The 16,607-nt window shown below is 63.1% G+C and carries 15 protein-coding genes; 8 read left to right on the forward strand and 7 right to left on the reverse strand.

Annotation, left to right across the window (positions count from 1 at the left end; all coding sequences use genetic code 11):
* Positions 1-13 precede the first annotated feature (13 nt).
* Positions 14-1,132: a DNA polymerase III subunit beta gene (dnaN, locus tag VGF98_11610; protein HEY1682277.1), complete on the reverse strand. Its 1,119-nt coding sequence runs from the start codon at positions 1,130-1,132 to the stop codon at positions 14-16.
* Between the two features lie 329 nt (positions 1,133-1,461).
* Positions 1,462-2,835, reverse strand: coding sequence for a chromosomal replication initiator protein DnaA (gene dnaA, locus VGF98_11615; protein ID HEY1682278.1), 1,374 nt, complete (start codon positions 2,833-2,835; stop codon positions 1,462-1,464).
* 428 nt (positions 2,836-3,263) lie between these two features.
* On the opposite strand from dnaA, the gene rpmA reads away from it, so the two are divergent.
* The 4 genes from rpmA to VGF98_11635 all read left to right on the forward strand — a co-directional run bounded on the left by rpmA (position 3,264) and on the right by VGF98_11635 (position 5,895).
* Positions 3,264-3,542: a 50S ribosomal protein L27 gene (rpmA, locus tag VGF98_11620; GenBank protein HEY1682279.1), complete on the forward strand. Its 279-nt coding sequence runs from the start codon at positions 3,264-3,266 to the stop codon at positions 3,540-3,542.
* A 79-nt stretch (positions 3,543-3,621) separates the two neighbouring features.
* Positions 3,622-4,884 (forward strand): GTPase ObgE, encoded by a 1,263-nt coding sequence (gene obgE, locus VGF98_11625; protein HEY1682280.1) that lies wholly within the window; start codon positions 3,622-3,624, stop codon positions 4,882-4,884.
* Positions 4,881-5,492, forward strand: coding sequence for a nicotinate (nicotinamide) nucleotide adenylyltransferase (gene nadD / locus VGF98_11630; GenBank protein ID HEY1682281.1), 612 nt, complete (start codon positions 4,881-4,883; stop codon positions 5,490-5,492). Before obgE ends, nadD begins: the two co-directional genes overlap by 4 nt.
* Complete coding sequence (locus tag VGF98_11635; GenBank protein ID HEY1682282.1) at positions 5,479-5,895, forward strand: DUF3465 domain-containing protein; 417 nt, start codon at positions 5,479-5,481, stop codon at positions 5,893-5,895. Before nadD ends, VGF98_11635 begins: the two co-directional genes overlap by 14 nt.
* A gap of 126 nt (positions 5,896-6,021) precedes the next feature.
* On the opposite strand, the gene VGF98_11640 is transcribed toward VGF98_11635, so the two are convergent.
* From VGF98_11640 to VGF98_11650, 3 genes are read right to left on the reverse strand one after another with little or no spacing between them, the layout of a single operon-like run.
* Positions 6,022-7,137 carry an ABC transporter permease gene (locus VGF98_11640; GenBank protein HEY1682283.1) on the reverse strand — a complete coding sequence of 372 codons (1,116 nt, stop codon included), beginning with the start codon at positions 7,135-7,137 and terminating at the stop codon, positions 6,022-6,024.
* Positions 7,134-8,069, reverse strand: a complete 936-nt coding sequence (locus VGF98_11645) for an ABC transporter ATP-binding protein (protein HEY1682284.1) — start codon at positions 8,067-8,069, stop codon at positions 7,134-7,136. The genes VGF98_11640 and VGF98_11645 overlap by 4 nt, the downstream gene beginning before the upstream one ends.
* Entirely contained in the window at positions 8,066-9,154 is a 1,089-nt protein-coding gene (locus VGF98_11650; GenBank protein HEY1682285.1) for an HlyD family efflux transporter periplasmic adaptor subunit, read from the reverse strand. Before VGF98_11650 ends, VGF98_11645 begins: the two co-directional genes overlap by 4 nt.
* A gap of 17 nt (positions 9,155-9,171) precedes the next feature.
* Here VGF98_11650 and VGF98_11655 point away from each other — a divergent pair, with 17 nt between their 5' ends.
* Genes VGF98_11655 through mrdA form a run of 4 tightly spaced genes read left to right on the forward strand, consistent with a single transcriptional unit; the run spans position 9,172 to position 12,984 of the window.
* Positions 9,172-9,795, forward strand: a complete 624-nt coding sequence (locus VGF98_11655) for a Maf family protein (protein ID HEY1682286.1) — start codon at positions 9,172-9,174, stop codon at positions 9,793-9,795.
* A gap of 57 nt (positions 9,796-9,852) precedes the next feature.
* A complete protein-coding gene (mreC, locus tag VGF98_11660) occupies positions 9,853-10,626 on the forward strand; it encodes a rod shape-determining protein MreC (protein ID HEY1682287.1) in 774 nt (257 codons plus the stop codon).
* A complete protein-coding gene (mreD, locus tag VGF98_11665; protein ID HEY1682288.1) occupies positions 10,607-11,134 on the forward strand; it encodes a rod shape-determining protein MreD in 528 nt (175 codons plus the stop codon). The genes mreC and mreD overlap by 20 nt, the downstream gene beginning before the upstream one ends.
* Entirely contained in the window at positions 11,131-12,984 is a 1,854-nt protein-coding gene (mrdA, locus tag VGF98_11670; protein HEY1682289.1) for a penicillin-binding protein 2, read from the forward strand. Before mreD ends, mrdA begins: the two co-directional genes overlap by 4 nt.
* On the opposite strand, the gene VGF98_11675 is transcribed toward mrdA, so the two are convergent.
* Together VGF98_11675 and VGF98_11680 are read right to left on the reverse strand one after the other, a co-directional pair.
* A complete protein-coding gene (locus VGF98_11675; protein HEY1682290.1) occupies positions 12,968-13,363 on the reverse strand; it encodes a hypothetical protein in 396 nt (131 codons plus the stop codon). The genes mrdA and VGF98_11675 overlap by 17 nt on opposite strands.
* A complete protein-coding gene (locus VGF98_11680) occupies positions 13,360-16,584 on the reverse strand; it encodes a DUF11 domain-containing protein (GenBank protein ID HEY1682291.1) in 3,225 nt (1,074 codons plus the stop codon). Before VGF98_11680 ends, VGF98_11675 begins: the two co-directional genes overlap by 4 nt.
* Positions 16,585-16,607: the final 23 nt, after the last annotated feature.

The following is a 16,607-nucleotide window of genomic DNA, read 5'->3' on the forward strand; positions in this document are numbered from 1 at the left end:
GAGGAACCGGACGTCACTGCCGCAGCGGCATGAGCACGTACAGTTGCGTGCCCGAATCCATCGGCTCGAGGGGACGAATAGCCGCCGGCGAGAGCGGTCCGAGAAACTCCAAAACGGCCCGCTCGCTTTTGATATGATTGAGGATCTCGACCAGGTACCGCGCGTTGAAGGCGATCGTCAAATCGTCCCCCGTTTGTTCGACCTCGAGCTCCTCGTAGGCGGTGCCCGAGATGTCGGAGTTAGCCGTCACGACCAGGGTCTGATTCGAGATGGCCAGCTTTACCATGCTTGCGCGATCGCCGGCCACCAGCTCGGCGCGGCGTAGACTTCCGATCAGCCGCGACGTGCTGACCGTTACGCTGCGATCGAATTTTGCGGGGATGACTTGCTGGTAGTTGGGGTACTGGCCGTCGACCAGCCGTACCGTTATCGACACGTTTCCGGCCGTCATTTGCAACTGATTGCTCTGCGCGCCAAGTGCGTTGACCGCGATCGTTTCGCCTCCGCCCAGGTTACGGGCGGCCTCGGCCAGAGCGCGCGATGGCACGATGTATTTCTCAGAACCCCCGATGGCTTCGTCGAGCGTCGTTGCGAACTTGGCGAGGCGGTACCCATCGGTCGCAACCAGCGTCATCGCGTCGCCTTCGATCTCGATCAACGTCCCCATCAGGACGGCGCCACGCGCCTCCTCGTTGGACGCGGCGAAAATCGTCGCATCGATCGCGTCTCGAAACTTTTTTGCACCCATGGTGAAGTGCGAGCCTCGGGTTGCCGCCGGGAGCGGCGGATATTCTTCGGCGGGCAGCGCGTGAAAGTCGTAGTTACTGCGTTCGTGCTTGACGCTGGCACGCGTCGGCGTGCCGCTGAGTTCGAGCGTTCCGGCCGGTAAGTTTCCGAGATAGCTCGCGAACAGCTTGGCCGGAATCGTCACCGAGCCGCTCTCGCCGACATCCGCGGCAAAACCGTGTTCGAGCGTCAGCTCGAGATCGGTCGCGCGAACGGCGATCTTCCCGTCTTCTGCTTGCAGCAAAACGTTGGACAGGATCGGAACGGTCGTATGCGCGTTGACGATCTTACTGGCCGCTCCGACGGCTGCCGAGATGTCTTTAGTGTTACAGCTGAACTTCATCATCCACCGCCGCGAGCGAAGCCTCGCGTCCGTAATTAAATTTGATAATTATAGTCGTACCAGCAGTAGGGCGGTGCAATCTGCGAAGAACGCGCCAAACATCCGGCAGCTACACGCTTTTGGCCTTGGGATAAGTTGTGAGCGTTTGAACCCGCAGTATCCACGTTTCCACCTCGATAACCGACCGCTGGGAGTTATACCTGCGGTCGCCGGGACCTTGTGGGCGATGTGCGGACAACGTTGGGGATACGGGCGCTCTCGCGAGACGGACAAAGAAAAGACCGGCGAGCTGGCTGCGCCGGTCTATCGAAATGAGGGAAGCGAAGGCTGCGTTAACGCGATTGGCACATCGCCATGAGCTGGCGGATCTTGTTGCGATACGCTTCGTCGCGCTCCATCTGGTCTTTGATCTTGTCGCGCGCGTACATCACGGTGGTGTGATCTTTTTTCCCGAACTCGCGCGCGATGTGCGGCAGCGAATAGTTGGTGAGCATACACGCGATGAACATCGCGATCTGTCGCGGTGCGGCTAGCCGCTGATCCCGACGGCCGGTATCCATTTCCTTGACCGTGAGGCCGTGGGCGCCGGCCACGGTTTCTTTAATTTTCGCGATCGTGACTCGTTGCGGCGGCGCGTTGACGATCACGCTCTTGAGCACTTCTGCGGCCAGTTCGCTGGTGATCGGCGATTTGGTGAGCGAAGCGTACGCGACCACGCGAATCAGGGCACCTTCGAGTTCGCGAATGTTCGACGGAATCACTTTGGCGATGAACGACGTGACTTCATCGGGAACCGGAATCTTTTCGCTCTCGGCTTTTTTGCGAAGGATGGCTTCGCGCGTTTCCAGGTCGGGTGCTTGAATGTCGGTCAGTAGTCCCCACTCAAACCGCGAGCGCAGGCGCGACTCGAGCGTTTGAATCTCGCGCGGCGGGCGATCCGAGGAAATGATCAGTTGCCGGCCGGATTCGTGCAGGGCGTTAAAGGTGTGAAAAAACTCTTCTTGCGTCGTTTCTTTGCCGGCCAAGAATTGAATGTCGTCGATCAGCAGCACGTCGACTTGGCGGTACCGGTTGCGGAACTCGGGCGTACGGTTATTTTGCAGTGCGATGATGAACTCGTTCGTGAACTTTTCGCACGTGAGGTATACGACGTTCGCGTTCGGATTATCGAGCCTCACGCGGTGGCCGATGGCGTGCATCAAATGGGTCTTGCCCAAGCCGACCCCGCCATACAAAAAAAGCGGGTTGTAGGCGCGAGCCGGGGCGCTGGCGACGGCTTGTGAAGCCGCGTGTGCGAACCGGTTGGACTGCCCCACGATGAATTCTTCGAATGTGTACCGGACGTTGAGATTGGCGATGCGTAAATCTTCGAGCGGGCGAGCGGGCGTGGAGGGCGAGGAAGGCAACGCGGTCGACGGCGCGGCGGGCGGTTCCGAAGAATCGGCGACCGATAGACGCAGCTCTAATTCTGGTCCGAAGGCGACCTTGAGGACGTCGACGATTTGATGCTGGAGTTTGGTCCCGACCCACTCGCGCGCAAATTTGCTGTGCACGGCCAGGTGCAACTCGTGGTCCCGAAACGAGATAAACCGCATCGGCTTTATCCACATTTCGTAGACGGGTTTGGAAAAATTTCGTTCGAGGGTTTCTAAAGCGCCCTCCCACACCGCTGCGGACGCGTCGGATCGGCCGGTAACAAGCCCCATGATGTCGTCCTTTTCCCGCGTCGCAATCCGGGCGAGCAAACCTGGTGAGGGCGCAATCTCTTGGCTTAATGGAGTCGCCCTCCTGCGCGTTTTATACACCACCTTATCCACTTATGCACAAGGGGCTATGCGACGAAGTTTCGCGGCTTTTCAAAACTTATGCACCGCCCCTCAACGATCTCGCGGCGGTGGCGAAAACGCTTATATGCGCGGATGATTTCGAAATGCTTGCCGGAGGTTATGGCCGCGATGTTCACAGCTATATGAACAATGTGGAAAGATGGTGGCCCTTTCGCTTTCCCGGGCGAAGCGGGCGGGACGTGGCGAGCGGCGACTAGCGGGTCGCCCGAGCGGCCTTAATGTCCGGAGAGCGACTATGCCGGGGGCGCTTGCGCGGGACGCCATCGGTTTGATATAGTCTTGCGGCTATGTGGCATTTTGATCTTCAGCTTTTCGCCTCGAAAAAGGGCGCCGGCTCTACCCGCAACGGTCGCGATTCGAACGCCCAGCGTTTGGGCGTCAAGCGCTTCGGCGGCGAAGCCGTGATCGCCGGCAACATTTTGGTCCGCCAGCGCGGCACCCGTTTCTACCCCGGGAACAACGTGGGAATTGGACGCGATCACACGCTTTTCGCGCTGATCGACGGAACCGTCGAATTCTCCGAACGCCGTAATCACAAGCAAATCAACGTCCGCCCGCCGGCCTGACGGCGGGTTCCAGAGCGAATCGAAGGGGCCGTAAGGCCCCTTTTGCTTTGGCCGCGAACGGAGCACGACTCTCAAAGCAATGCAGTTTATCGATGAAGCCGAGGTGGCGATCGCGGCCGGCGACGGTGGAAATGGTGTCGTCGCGTGGCGCCGCGAGAAATACGTCCCCAAGGGCGGGCCGGCGGGCGGCGACGGCGGCCACGGCGGCAGCGTTGTGCTGCGAGCCACGCCCGAACTGTCGACATTGCTCGAGTTTCGCTTCAAGCGCGGCTTTGCGGCGACTGCCGGCAAGGCCGGCTCTACCTCGAACAAATCGGGACGCAGTGGTCCGGATTTAACGATCGACGTGCCGGTCGGTACGCTCGTGTATCGCACGCTCGAAGGGCAGTCCGAAACGCTATTGGCGGACTTGAACGTCGCCGGCGCAGAAATTCGCGTCGCGCGTGGCGGCCGAGGCGGATTGGGCAACCAGCATTTTGCCAACAGCGTGCGTCAAGCGCCGGAATTTGCCGAACGGGGCGAGCCGGGCGAACGCTGCACCGTGCGACTTGAGTTGCGTTTGCTGGCCGATTGCGGCGTCATCGGCGTGCCGAACGCCGGTAAGTCGACGCTGTTGTCGGCGGTATCGGCCGCGCGTCCTAAGATTGCCGATTACCCGTTTACCACCATCGAACCGCAACTGGGCGTCGTGCGCGTTTCCGACGAGGCGTCGTTCGTAATGGTCGACGTTCCGGGTTTGATCGAAGGCGCGCACGAAGGCGCAGGTTTGGGCGATCGTTTTTTGCGCCACATCGAGCGAACCCGCGTGTTGCTCCATCTGCTCGACGGCGCAAAGCCGCTCGACGAAATAGTGCACGACAAAGTCACGATCGAACGCGAGTTGGCCGCGTGGAACCCCGCGTTGGCAGACAAGCCGGTCGTGCTCGCGCTCAACAAGATCGATCTCCCGGACGCGCAAGAACGCTACGTCGAATTGCAGCAGCGCTTTGGCGAGGTTCGTGGAATAAGCGCCGCGACCGGAGCCGGCGTTTCCGAATTGGTCTACGCGTTATGGGGCGATATCCAGCGCGCACCGGTTCCCGAAATCGTGACGCCGCCGGCGCAGATCTCGTTGCGTCCGGCCGAGGCGTTCTTGATCGAACGCGGGCGCGACGGTGCGTTCGAACTCGGCGGCGAACGCATCGAGCGCCTCGCCGCGATGACCAACTTCGATTCGGATGAATCGCTGGCGCGCTTCGAGCGGCAGCTCGAACGTATGGGCGTCGAGAAAAAATTGCGCGAGATGGGTGCGGTCGAAGGGGATACGGTGCGCGTGGGAACGTACGAGTTTACCTACTCGTGAGAATTGGGATCTTCGGCGGGACGTTCGATCCCGTCCACAACGCGCATTTGTTCCTGGCTGAAGCGGCTCGTTTGATGGAGCGGCTCGACCGCGTATTGTTCGTGCCCGCCAATAATCAGCAATATCGCGAGCGATCGCAGATCTCGGCCGAACATCGATGTGCGATGATCCTCGGCGCGATTGCCGGAAACCCGGCGTTCGGTTTGGACGATTCCGACGTGATCGATGGCGCGACCGGATTTACGGCCGACCTGCTTCCGCGAATCGCGCAACGCTATCCCGGCGCCACACTCACGTTCGTCATCGGCGCCGATTCGCTGGTGAATACGCCGTGGGTCCGTTTCGACGAAGTACTGGAAGGGCTCGAGCGATTTTTGATCGCGCCGCGTGCGGACGTGCGCGCCGACGCGCTAGGACGCGTGCTCGAAGCGCTACCCGCGCGATTGCGAGAACGCGTCAGCACGCTCAATCTGCCGGAGATCCCGGTCTCGTCGTCGGCGATTCGCGGGCTGCTATCGCAAGGCCGCAGCGTGCGCTATTTGGTGCCCGACGCGGTGTGGAACTATATCGCCGAGCACCACCTGTACGGCTACGATGGGCAAGCTTAGGGTCGTTGTGGTCGCTGCGGTCGCGCTGCTCGGCGGCTGCGCCTCGAATGGTTCTGCCGCGCCCGACAATGCCGCCGTCTGCCGCGCCTTTACATCGGGAACGTCACACATCGAGGTCACCGCGCAAGGTACGGTTGTGCGCGCGTTCGGTGTCCAGGCGGGCCGCGAAAGCCCGCATGAAGGCTTTTTGATGCGGCTCTCTTCGGACTGTTCCGTCATCGTGCGCGTCGAGGCCAACGTCGACTTCACCGGTACGTTTGCGTTGCGCCCTGGTCAAGCCGTCGTCGTGCGCGGAGAATACGAGTACTACGCGCTTGGCGGAGTCATCCACTGGACCCACCACGACCCCCGCGGGAAACATGCCGGCGGGTTTATCCAGGTCGACGGGCACCAGTTCGGGTAACGCAGCGGCTCTTTCACCGCAGCTTGTCGTTGCGGCTTCGGTCACGTACCGTAGTACGCTCCCTCGGCCGCGCCTAAAGCTGCGGCGAAATAGCCAGCTGTGAGCTGGCTAACGCGTCGCGAGGCGCTAGCGGGTTGTGCGGGCGAAGCGGTAGCTAGCTAGGGCGAAGACTAGGATGCCGTAGCCGAACATGAGGGCGATCGAGGGCCAGAGTTGTACGACGCCTGCACCTCGTAGAATGATGCCGCGTAAAATATCGATGTAATAGGTGAGCGGGATGAAGAGCCCGACGATTTGCATGGTTAGCGGCATCAGCGAGCGCTCGAAGACGGCTCCGGACAGCAGCACCGACGGGAGCAGCAGAAAGATCGACATGAGCTGCGCCTGGATTTGGGTCTGCGCGAACGTCGAGATCAGAAGGCCCAGGCCGAGCGCCGTTACCAGAAATCCGGCCGACAAGAACGCGAGCAATGCTAAATTGCCGACGATCTGCACGTCGAACACGAACCGCATCGTGATCAAAATCGCCACGAAATCGATGCCGGCGACGATCGCGTAGGGCAGCAATTTGCCCAGCATCAATCCCGCCGAGCCGATCGGAGTGACCAGCAGCTGATCGAGCGTGCCGCGTTCGCGTTCACCCACGATCGCCAACGACGTGAGCATGATCGTCATGTTTTGCAAGATCATGCCGATCAGACCGGGTACGAAAAAGTCGGCGCTGCGCATTGCGGGATTAAAGAGCACGTACGGTCGGACTTCGAGCGAAAATCTCGGCGCCAGCGAGACCGCGCGCAACGGAACGCCGCCCAGCGCGATGGCCGATCCATACGCAATTTGTGCGACGGCCGAGTCCGAGCCGTCGATGAGGGCGCCGATGGCCGGATGTTTGCCGGCGAGCAAGTCGGCCGTAAAGTTTTCGGGAATGTCGAACCCAACGCGGGCTTTGCCGGCCACGATGGCCGCGCGCAGCTCTTCGCGGCTGTTGACGTAGCCGACGACGTTGAACGTCCGCGACGCGTTGACGGCGTCGGTAAAGGCTTGCGCGGCGTGGCCGCGGTCGCCGCGATACATGACCGACGGAACGTGTTCGACCGTCGTCTGAATGGCGTATCCCAGCAAGAGCAGCTGGATGATCGGAATGCCGATGGCTAAGAAAAACGTAATCGGACTGCGCATGATCTGGCGCAGTTCCTTGTAAAAAACCGCGCTGAAGCCGCGGACGTCCCAAGCCGACTTCATTGCGACGCCGCGCTCGAGCGGGTGAGGGCGACGAATGCATCTTCGAGCGACGGCGGAATCTTCGCGACGCTGTCGTCGAGCACGCTCAAATCGCGTGCCAACTGCTCTTTCGGTTCGGATGCATCGACCACGACGTGAATGTCGCGCCCGAAGATCGTCGCTTCACGGATCGACGGTACCGAATGCACCCGGCGAAACGTCTCCATCACGTCGTTGCTGGAGACGGCGTACCGGACGGTGCCGCTCGGGGTGACCGTCGGCAGCGCGCAGATTTCTTCCGGCGAGCCGTACACCAGCATATCGCCCAAATAAATGTACGCCAGCGACGAACATCGTTCGGCTTCGTCCATGTAGTGTGTCGTCACGAAAAACGTAATTCCAGCGGCGGTGAGCGTGAACAGCAAGTCCCATAAATCGCGGCGTGCAACCGGATCGATGCCGGCCGTCGGCTCGTCCAAAAAGACGACCGACGGATTGTGAATCAGTGCGGCGGCCAATGCTAGACGGCGCTGCCAGCCGCCCGAAAGATGACCCCCGAGCACTTTTGCATAGGGGCCGATGCCGACGATTTCGATGACCTCGCTCTTGCGTTTTTCGGCGTTGCGGCCGAGACCGTAGGCCCGCGCATAAAACTCCAGATTTTCCGACACGGTGAGATCGCCGTACAGGGCAAAGCCCTGCGCCATGTAGCCGATCGACCGGCGCACGCGATCGCTTTCCGTTTCGACGTCGAACCCGGCGACTCGCGCCGACCCGCTCGTCGGATGCACCAAACCGCACAGCATCTTGATGGTGGTCGACTTGCCGCTGCCGTTCGGCCCGAGAAATCCGAAGATGCTGCCGGCCGGAACCGAAAGATTGACGGCGTTGACGGCGTTACGGTCGCCGTACCGTTTGGTCAACCGGTCGGCGAACACGGCGACGCCGCTCAACGCGGATACACCGTTACCGTCGTACCATCCAGCAGTTGATGCTGCGGGTCGTGAATGCGAATTTTGACGCCGTATACGAGCTCCGCGCGTTGGTCGGCCGTTTCGACGTTTTGCGGGGTGAACTGCGCGCTGCGATCGTGTTCCTCGACGACGCCGTCGAACTGGCCCATGCCGGCGTCGGATTTCACCGTTACGCGGGCGCCCTGTCCGAACTTATGCAAGTCTTCTTGGGAGGCATAAATGTACACGTACGGATCGGCGAACGTGTCGATCACCGCGACCGGCTGATTCGGGTTGAGCAAATCGCCCGGGTGAAGATCGAAGCTTTCGACGGCGCCGTCTGCCGGCGACCGCACGACGGTCTCGCGCAGTTGCGTTTGCGCGTGCGCGACGGCCGCTTCCGCAGCTTGTTCTTGCGCGCGCGCCTGCGCGACCAGTTCCGGTCGCGGTCCGTTTTTCGCAGTCCGGTAGCCCGCCGACTGAGCGAGAGCCGTCTGCTGCGCAGAAGCCTTTTCGCCGGGGAGCACGGCCGAAACGAGCGCGTGGTAATCGGATTGCGCCTGCTCCACCTTTTGATGCGCCGCATCGTTTTCTGCCCGCGCCTGATCGAGCGCTTGCGACGACACGTCGCCGCTGGCCGCCAGCGCCTTTGCGCGCGCAAAGTTCGCGCTCGCAAGCGTTTGGCCGGCTTGCGCGTCGCGCACGATCGCGGCCTGCGCGGCGATCTGCGGTTGCGTCGCGGCTACGACTTGCTGGTATTGCGCCTGCGCTGCGGCGCTTTGCGCCTGCGCCCGCTGGACGTCGGTGGCGACGGTTCCGTTCGCCATTTCGTTCTGGCGCTGCATCGCTTGCTGTTGCAGCGCGATGGCCTGTTCGTATTGCGACTGAAGGAGCGAATCGTCGATGCGAAGCACGATGGAGCCGCGATGAACCCGCGAACCGGCAGCGACGTAGATCGCCGATACGCGACCTCCGGTCTGGCTGCCGATGGTGATACTCTCGGTTTGAACGGTGCCGCTATATGTCGGCGGCGCCGTGCAGGCGCCGAGTACCGACAGCATCGCGACGGCAAGGAGCCTGCGCATGCGGGCCTGATACGCGAATGACGCAGCCGTGTCCCCTTAAGCGAATTGTTTTAGCGAGCGCGTCGCCGCGCCGTTTAGCACTCTTACGCTCGCTCGGATTGGATGTCGAAACGGCGGTCAGCGGGTACGGCGAGCCGCCGCTCGATCTCGCGCCGGCCGGACTTGCGGCCGCTCACGCAGATGCGAAACTCGACGCGGTTACTGCGACGTTTGACGCGTTCGCGACTCCGATCGTGGCCGCCGACACGGTGGTCGACGTCGACGGGGAGGCGTGGGGTAAGCCGGCCGATGCGGCCGAGGCAACGCGGATGTTGCGCGTCCTTTCGGGGCGCGAGCACGAGGTGCACACCGCGTTTGCGTTGGCGGCGGGCGAGCGACGCGTGCTCGAGACGTCCAGCACCCGGGTTCGGTTTTACGATCTTTCCGATGCCGAGATTCGCGAGTACGTCGAGAGCGGAGAGCCGTTCGATAAGGCCGGAGCGTATGGCATCCAAGGGCGGGCTGCGGCCCTCGTCGAGCGGGTCGACGGCGATTTTTATACGGTGGTGGGTTTCCCGCTCGCTCGGTTCGTTCGCGCATTGCGGGGGTTGGGATTTTCGCTGCCGGTCGCGAAACGGACGCCACTTCACCCCGAAGGCTAATTCCGCCGCATCCGTTCGAGGTTTCTCATCTTTACGTACCGGGACGAACGCAGACTGTTGGCCCTGATCGTCGTCATCATCGTGGCGGCGGTGATTGCGCTCGTCCAAATCGATGCGGCTCGGGAGCACACCCAGAGCCCGCTGGCGCAGATCGTCGTTTCCCCGGTCGCGGTCGCGCAAAGCGCCGTAACGGCCGTCGCTGGTGCGGGACGTTCGGCGACCGTGGCGATCGTAGCGCTCCCGGGACTTGAAAACGACAACGCGCGCCTCAAACGCGATAACGCCTCCCTAACGGCTGAAAATGCGCGCTTGCACGAATTGGCCGCTGCGTATGCCGCCGAAGCCGGCGTGCACGCGACGGTCGCTACGTACGGCGGCGTGGAAGCGCGAGTCATCGGATTCCCGCCCGAAAATGAAGTGCGGACGGTAACGATCGATCGCGGCTCCGGCTCGGGCATTCGTATGGACGACGGCGTCGTGACACAAGACGGCGCGGTTGGGCGAATCGCCGCGGTGGGTCCGCTCACGAGCACCGTCGTTTTGATCACCGACTTCTCGAGTCGCATTCCGGCGATCGTGCGGCGCGGCCGCTGGTGGGGGATCGCGCATGGCAACATCACCAGCGTGCGCATGGATTTCGTGTCGCAAGATGCGCCGTTGCGCGCCGGCGACGTCATCGTAACGGGTGAGGGGCGCTCGTTCCATTCCGGGGTACCGATCGGGACGGTGCGATCGGTCGACCGCGGCGATGCGACGCTTTATCAAACTGCCGTCGTCAAACCGGCGGTCGATCTCGGTGCTCTCGACCGCGTTGTCGTTATCACGCGATAAACGGCACGTCGCGCCGTTCGTCGGACCGCGTTGGTACGTCGCGGCCGCATGGTTGTTTGGCGCCGCCGTGGTCCAGACCACGTTTGGCCATTCGCTCTCCATTCGCACCGCCGTTCCGAGTTTCGTACTCGTCGTGGTCGTTTGGTATGCGGTTCGCGTCGATGCGGTGCGAGCCGCGACGTTCGGATTGGCCGCGGGCCTCGTCGAGGACGGACTGGCAGTCACCACCGGTGCGGCGTGGACGATCTCGACGCTGGTCACGGCCGTCGTCGTGAGCTTGCTGTCGCGCGGATTCTTCGCCGATTCGATCCCGCTGGCCGCCGTTGCGACCGCCGTCGCGACGTTGCTTCGCGCGCTACTGTTTTGGACGATCGCATCGCTCGAAGGTTTTCCGCCCGGGCTGGCAACGTCGCACTTCCATCAAACGCTGTTGGCAACCGCAATGAACGTCGCTACGATGATCGTCGCGATGCTGGCGATGCGGCGGTACGAAGCGCTGCGTTCGTGAATCAAGGGCGCCCACAGGAGCGGCGCATCGGTTGGCAGCCTCCGGTGTGGCGCATCGTCGCGTTCATTGCGTTGGTGTTGCTCGCGCTGGCCGCGCTGGCCGCACGATTGGTCGAAGTGCAAATCTTCGATGGCGACCGCTATCGACAAGAGGCGTTGGCTAATCAGATTCGTTTGATTCCGGTCGCCGCGCCGCGCGGCATCATGTACGACCGGCACGGTACGGTGTTGGTGCGCAGCCGGCCGTCGTTCGTCGTCGGGCTGATTCCCTCGCAAGTGACCGACATCGATTCCGACCTGCAACGCTTATCGACCGCTATCGGCGTTCCGGTAGCGACGTTGCGCGACCGGCTATTGCATCATCGCGGCATCGACTACAAGACGTTCGACGAAGTGGTCGTGAACGAACCGTATGGCCCGGTGGTGCTGGCGCGCGACTTGCCGGTCGCTTCGACCGCACGCCTCTCGGAATTGTTGAGTGACATGCCGGGTGTCGATTTGGAAGTACAGCCGGTGCGCGATTATCCGCATGGCCCGCTCGGCTCGCACATTTTCGGCTACGTCGGTGCGATTACCGAAGAAGAGTATAAAACGCTGGCGCGCGAGGGCTACTCGCCCAACGACGTCATCGGTAAAGACGGACTGGAATACCAATACGATCGCTATCTGCGCGGCATTCCGGGGGGCGAGCGCGTGATGGTGAACTCCAGCGGCTCGGTGGTGGCCAACGTCGCTTCGCAATCGCCGGTTGCCGGGGATACGCTGGTCACGAACCTCGATTGGCGACTGCAATCGATCGTGGAAAGTGCGCTGGCCGACGGCATCGCGCGCTGGGGTCACGGGCGGCGGCTTTCGGGTGCGGTGGTGGCGGAAGATCCGTGGACCGGCGGCATTCTCGCGCTCGCGAGTTATCCCAACTTCGATCCGCGAGACTTCGCGGCCGAAAAATCGTCGCGCGTTCGCCGTTACCTTACCGACGTGTCGGAGCCGCTGTTCGACCGCGCCATCGCCGCCGCAACGCCCACCGGTTCGACGTTCAAAATGGTTACCGGGTCGGCCGCGCTCACCGAAGGCGTGGTGCGCGTCAATCAAGTGGTGTACGACAGCGGTGGCTGGAACTGCGGCGGTTACTATGCGCGCGACATCGCGTCCGGCGGCATGGGCAATACGACGTTCGTGCCGGCGCTGGCGGCGTCGAGCGACGGCTATTTCTATCGTTTGGCGTGGTGGCTCGGAAACGCGCGATTGCGTAAATATGCATTGGCGTTCGGCTTGGACGCGAAGAGCGGCATCGACATTCCAGGTGAAAACGAAGGCAATTGGCCGACCAATGCGTGGGAGATGCGAAACTTCGGCGTTCCGATGGAGCCCGGTGACGCGTGTTTTTTGGGAATCGGTCAAGGCGCGATGCAAGCCACGCCGCTGCAGATGGTCAACGTCGCGTCGACCGTGATTAACGGCGGCACGTTATGGCGTCCGCAGATCGTTCGCGAAATTCGCGATCCACACGGCGCGGCGGTGAAGTCGCTTCCGCCGGTGGCGATTCGCCAAGTGCCCGTAACGCAAGAGGCATTGGCCGCGGTGCGGGCCGGCATGGCGCGCGTCACCGGCCCGGGCGGAACTGCCGCCGGTCTCGGGATCGACGGCTTGCCGTACTCAGGAAAAACCGGAACCGTAGAAACGGCCGGTGGTAACGGGCCGAATACGACGTGGTTCGTCGCGTGGGCACCGAGCGATCATCCTAGAATTGCGTTAGCAGTGTTCGTCGATCGCAGTGGCGGATACGGCGCGCAGGTGGCGGCACCGATCGCGCGCGACATCCTTGTCAGATACTTTAAAAAGAAGCCGTAGCGCCCGTTAGCAGCGAGAGGTCGCGTGCGATGCGTTCGCTGCGCGCGCCCGGCCGCGTTGCGAAATAGGTTTGGACGACGGCATCTTCGCCGCGCACCGTCAACGCGTTGGCTGCGGCCAGTGCGACCGCTTCGGACGGATCGTCGAGTGCTTCTTGCAACATCGCGGTTCGATCGGCACCGGACAATTCGCCGATCGCGAAGATCATGTCGCAACGCGCGGCTTCGGAAAGGCCTTCGAATCCCTCACCCGCTCGTCCCGTCCACGACGTACGTTCGACCGGCTGGACGCGCCGGCTCGAGCGGCGCGCTAGGATGACGGCGACGAGGGCGATCGCGACGACGACCGCAACGACGACCGCAACGACGGCAGGGATCACTGCGTCGACAACAGCGCTCGAACGTCTTCGAGAGCGCGATCTAACTCCGGGTCGGCGCGATGTTGCAATCGTTCGAGGAAGTCGGCCGGGTCGAGCGATGCCGCTTCGTCCATGCGCCGTATCAGTAATGCGCGATAGCGTGCCGCCGCATCGTCGCGATCCGGCAGAAGTCGTGCCAATAACGACCATGGAGCGGCGGTCGCCAACGGGGCCGCGTCGAGGCGTTCGCTGGCCTCGTCGAAATCCGTTGGGTCGAAGAAACCGCGAAACGTTTCTGCATCGTGCGGCGGATCGGCCGGCGCCCCGGTCGCGAGCGACGCTTCGTAGGCAAGGCGTTTGATACTGGCCCGCAACGACGGCGTTTCGACGTCGCGCTCGGCCAACGCGTAACTCGGCAGGCGGAGCTTGATAAACAGCCGGTCCAGCTCTTCGCGTAGTGCGTCGCGCACCGCCGACAATGCGGTGCAATGCGCGCTGCCGATCGCGTCGGGCAGCAACACGCGAATCGCGAACAAGTGTGCGCCTAATCCGTCGAATTTCGCTTGCGCCAGGAAACGTCGCGCGTGTTCGGCGCGCTGTGGCGACAGCCAGAGTGCGAACCCGGTACGCGCCGCGATCGTCTCCACGATCGATCCTTCGTGCACTTCGCCGCCGCCGGCGCCCGGCACGAGGATCGCGGCCTCCAACACCAAGTCCGCACCATTCGCGGCCACCACCGGCGTTGCGGGCGGAAGTTCGAGGAAGCGATGTTCGGTTAACGAGCGCGCGTATTGCGGCGAGGCCGGCCCGATCACGCCGTCGAGACCGAACGGCAGGCCTGCGATCGCATTGGCGAACACCGGCGTCGAGCGAACTTTGAGTGCGTTCGATGCAACGGTGTCCGCGCGGTCGCCGTCGTACCGGCATTCGGCGGTAGCGACCAGCGCTTCACCGGCCGCAACGCCGTTGTTGACGACGTCGCGCCAGCGAATCGTCGCCTCGACACCTGGGTCGACGTCGTTCAGCGCGATGCCGTCGACCGCGAATGCCGGCACGGCGCCGGAGTCGCGCACCGGCACGTCGTTCACCGTGGTCGAGTTCGGCACGTAAATCAACGCGTTTGGCCGCTCGACGGCGATTCGCACGCGCCGCGCCGGGCCGTCGCCGCCGTTGCGAACGTGCAACGTCCAGTCGATCGTTTCGCCGACGTCGACCACATCGACCGGTTCGCTGGACAGCGTTGCAATCGAAAAATCCGGCTCGGCTGCGGTCGCGATCGTTAATCGCTCCAACTGCAGCGGAAGCATCGCGCGGGCCGTCAGCACGGCGTCGACGGTAACGGGAAATTCTTTGGCGAGTCCGCGCAACAGCCGCACGCCTAAACGGGCGCGTGCGTTGCCGCCGGGAGCGATTTCGCCAAACACCAGCGAAGATTTTTCGCGCGCCGCTCCATCGACCGATTCCAACCGCGCTTCGGGCGAAACGTATAATCGAAGCCGAACGTCGTGAGCCACGTCGGTTCCCGCGTTAACGAGCATGACGTCGATGTCGGCGATTTGATTCGGCCGTACGACCTCGTCGCCGGCACGTTCGATGCGCGAAGTCTGCGGATCGAATCGCGGATGCGAATCGACCGTCCAGCGCACGTCGCCAAGCGAGGTCTCGCCCAGCTCGCGGCAGTGCACGGTCGCGCCCAAGCGTACTTCGCTGCGATCCGGCATGGGCGAGCGCACGCGCGCCCGCAGTGAGATACGGCGCGCCGCGTTGGGTTCGAGCGTTCCCATATCGAGCGCGTCGATTTCGAGCGGCAGGCGCGTGGCTTTATCGAAGGCGCGCACGTCTTCGATGCCGTCGCCCGCTCGAACGTGCAGCACGACGTCGCCGGCGGCGGCGCTGCCGTCGTTGGCGAGGTCGACCCAGGCTTCGATTGAGTCGCCGGGGTGCACGGTCTGGCCGGTCGACGTCCACAAACCGTTGCGTCTTGCGCCAAGTGCCGGTTCGGACCGGACCGTGATCGTGCGTTCCAGGCGGCGCGACGACGACGCGCCGGCCGGTTGCCAATCGAGCGTTACCGCGACCGGCAGCGAGCTAGCGTCGGGCATCGGTGTGACGACGACGGCTTCGAGACGCAGCTCGGCGCCGCTTTCGGAATCGATGCGTCCGAGATCGAAGCTCGACGCGTTGTTGCGACGCGGCGGAATCGCGCGTCCGTCGATTTTCGCGCTCCCGCGCACGACGGACAGGCCATCGGGAAGTTCGACGCCCGCGGTAACGGTTTCGGCGCACGCAGTGCCACCGTTCCACACGGCAAGAACGAGAGCGACGCGTTGTCCCGGACGTGCGTCTTGCGACGGGTCCAGTGAAAGCGACGTGCGATCGTCGGCAAAATCGGGAGCCGACCGAACGACTAAGGCGGCCGGCGCGAGCGCGAAGGCCGGAGACTCTTGCGACGCAACCGAGGCTGCAACGTTGACGACCGTGCCGTCGGACAGCGGCGCTTCGATGCGGACGCGATAGGCCAGGATTGCCGATGCGTTCGCAGGCAGCACCGGCGCGACGACCGGCGCGTACGAACGGTCGAACGCTTGGCCGGAAGCGTCACGATCGAAATCGCGTCCATTGAGCCGAGCGGATCCCGAGACGTAGCTGGTGTGCAGCGGGATCGGCGCAACCACGACCACGTCGTGGGCGCTCGATTCGCCGGCGTTGTGCACGCGAACCGTGACCGTCGCTTCGTTGCCGGGTACCGCTGACGAGCGGGCCTCTATGGTGGCCATGGTTAACGCGTTTTCGAGGGCCGGCCGGCTGCGTGCGACGAGACGAACGACGTTGGACCCGACCGGCGCCAGTTCGAACGATGCGACGGCCGCCTGCAGTTCGATCGTGGTACCGTTTTCGATCGCGCCGGCAACGCTGTATGCGATGTCGATGCGGCGTTCCTCACCCGGGGCGACGTCGCCCAGCGGGGCGCCGGCGCGCGATATCAACGGCGACGTACCACGTTCGTCGTCGAGAACCGTGCCGTCGACGTCGCCGCTTCCGACCAAATACACCAGGCCATCGGGGATCGTGAAACGGACGCGAACGCCGGTTGCGGGAGCGCCGCCTTGGTTGCGAAACGTGAACGTCGCGCGTATCGTCATTCCAGGTTCGAGCTCGCGCTCGGGCGAAACGACGAGCGTCCGGAGGCCTTCGGGTAGCGTCGGTGTTCCCGGCGCGAACGCCTCCGACAAGGTTCGCATGACGCGTTGACGTTTCGCCGCAG

The organism is Candidatus Tumulicola sp., assembly GCA_036490475.1.
In the GTDB taxonomy this organism is placed as follows: Bacteria; Vulcanimicrobiota; Vulcanimicrobiia; order Vulcanimicrobiales; family Vulcanimicrobiaceae; genus Tumulicola.

Bases quoted from the DNA above. Each gene is read 5' to 3' on its own strand.
- dnaN (HEY1682277.1), bottom strand. From the start codon at position 1,132: ATGATGAAGTTCAGCTGTAACACTAAAGACATCTCGGCAGCCGTCGGA.
- obgE (HEY1682280.1), top strand. From the start codon at position 3,622: ATGCAGTTTATCGATGAAGCCGAGGTGGCGATCGCGGCCGGCGACGGT.
- VGF98_11650 (HEY1682285.1), bottom strand. From the start codon at position 9,154: ATGCGCAGGCTCCTTGCCGTCGCGATGCTGTCGGTACTCGGCGCCTGC.
- VGF98_11635 (HEY1682282.1), top strand. From the start codon at position 5,479: ATGGGCAAGCTTAGGGTCGTTGTGGTCGCTGCGGTCGCGCTGCTCGGC.
- dnaA (HEY1682278.1), bottom strand. From the start codon at position 2,835: ATGGGGCTTGTTACCGGCCGATCCGACGCGTCCGCAGCGGTGTGGGAG.
- VGF98_11640 (HEY1682283.1), bottom strand. From the start codon at position 7,137: ATGAAGTCGGCTTGGGACGTCCGCGGCTTCAGCGCGGTTTTTTACAAG.
- VGF98_11680 (HEY1682291.1), bottom strand. From the start codon at position 16,584: ATGCGAACCTTGTCGGAGGCGTTCGCGCCGGGAACACCGACGCTACCC.
- rpmA (HEY1682279.1), top strand. From the start codon at position 3,264: ATGTGGCATTTTGATCTTCAGCTTTTCGCCTCGAAAAAGGGCGCCGGC.
- VGF98_11655 (HEY1682286.1), top strand. From the start codon at position 9,172: ATGACGCAGCCGTGTCCCCTTAAGCGAATTGTTTTAGCGAGCGCGTCG.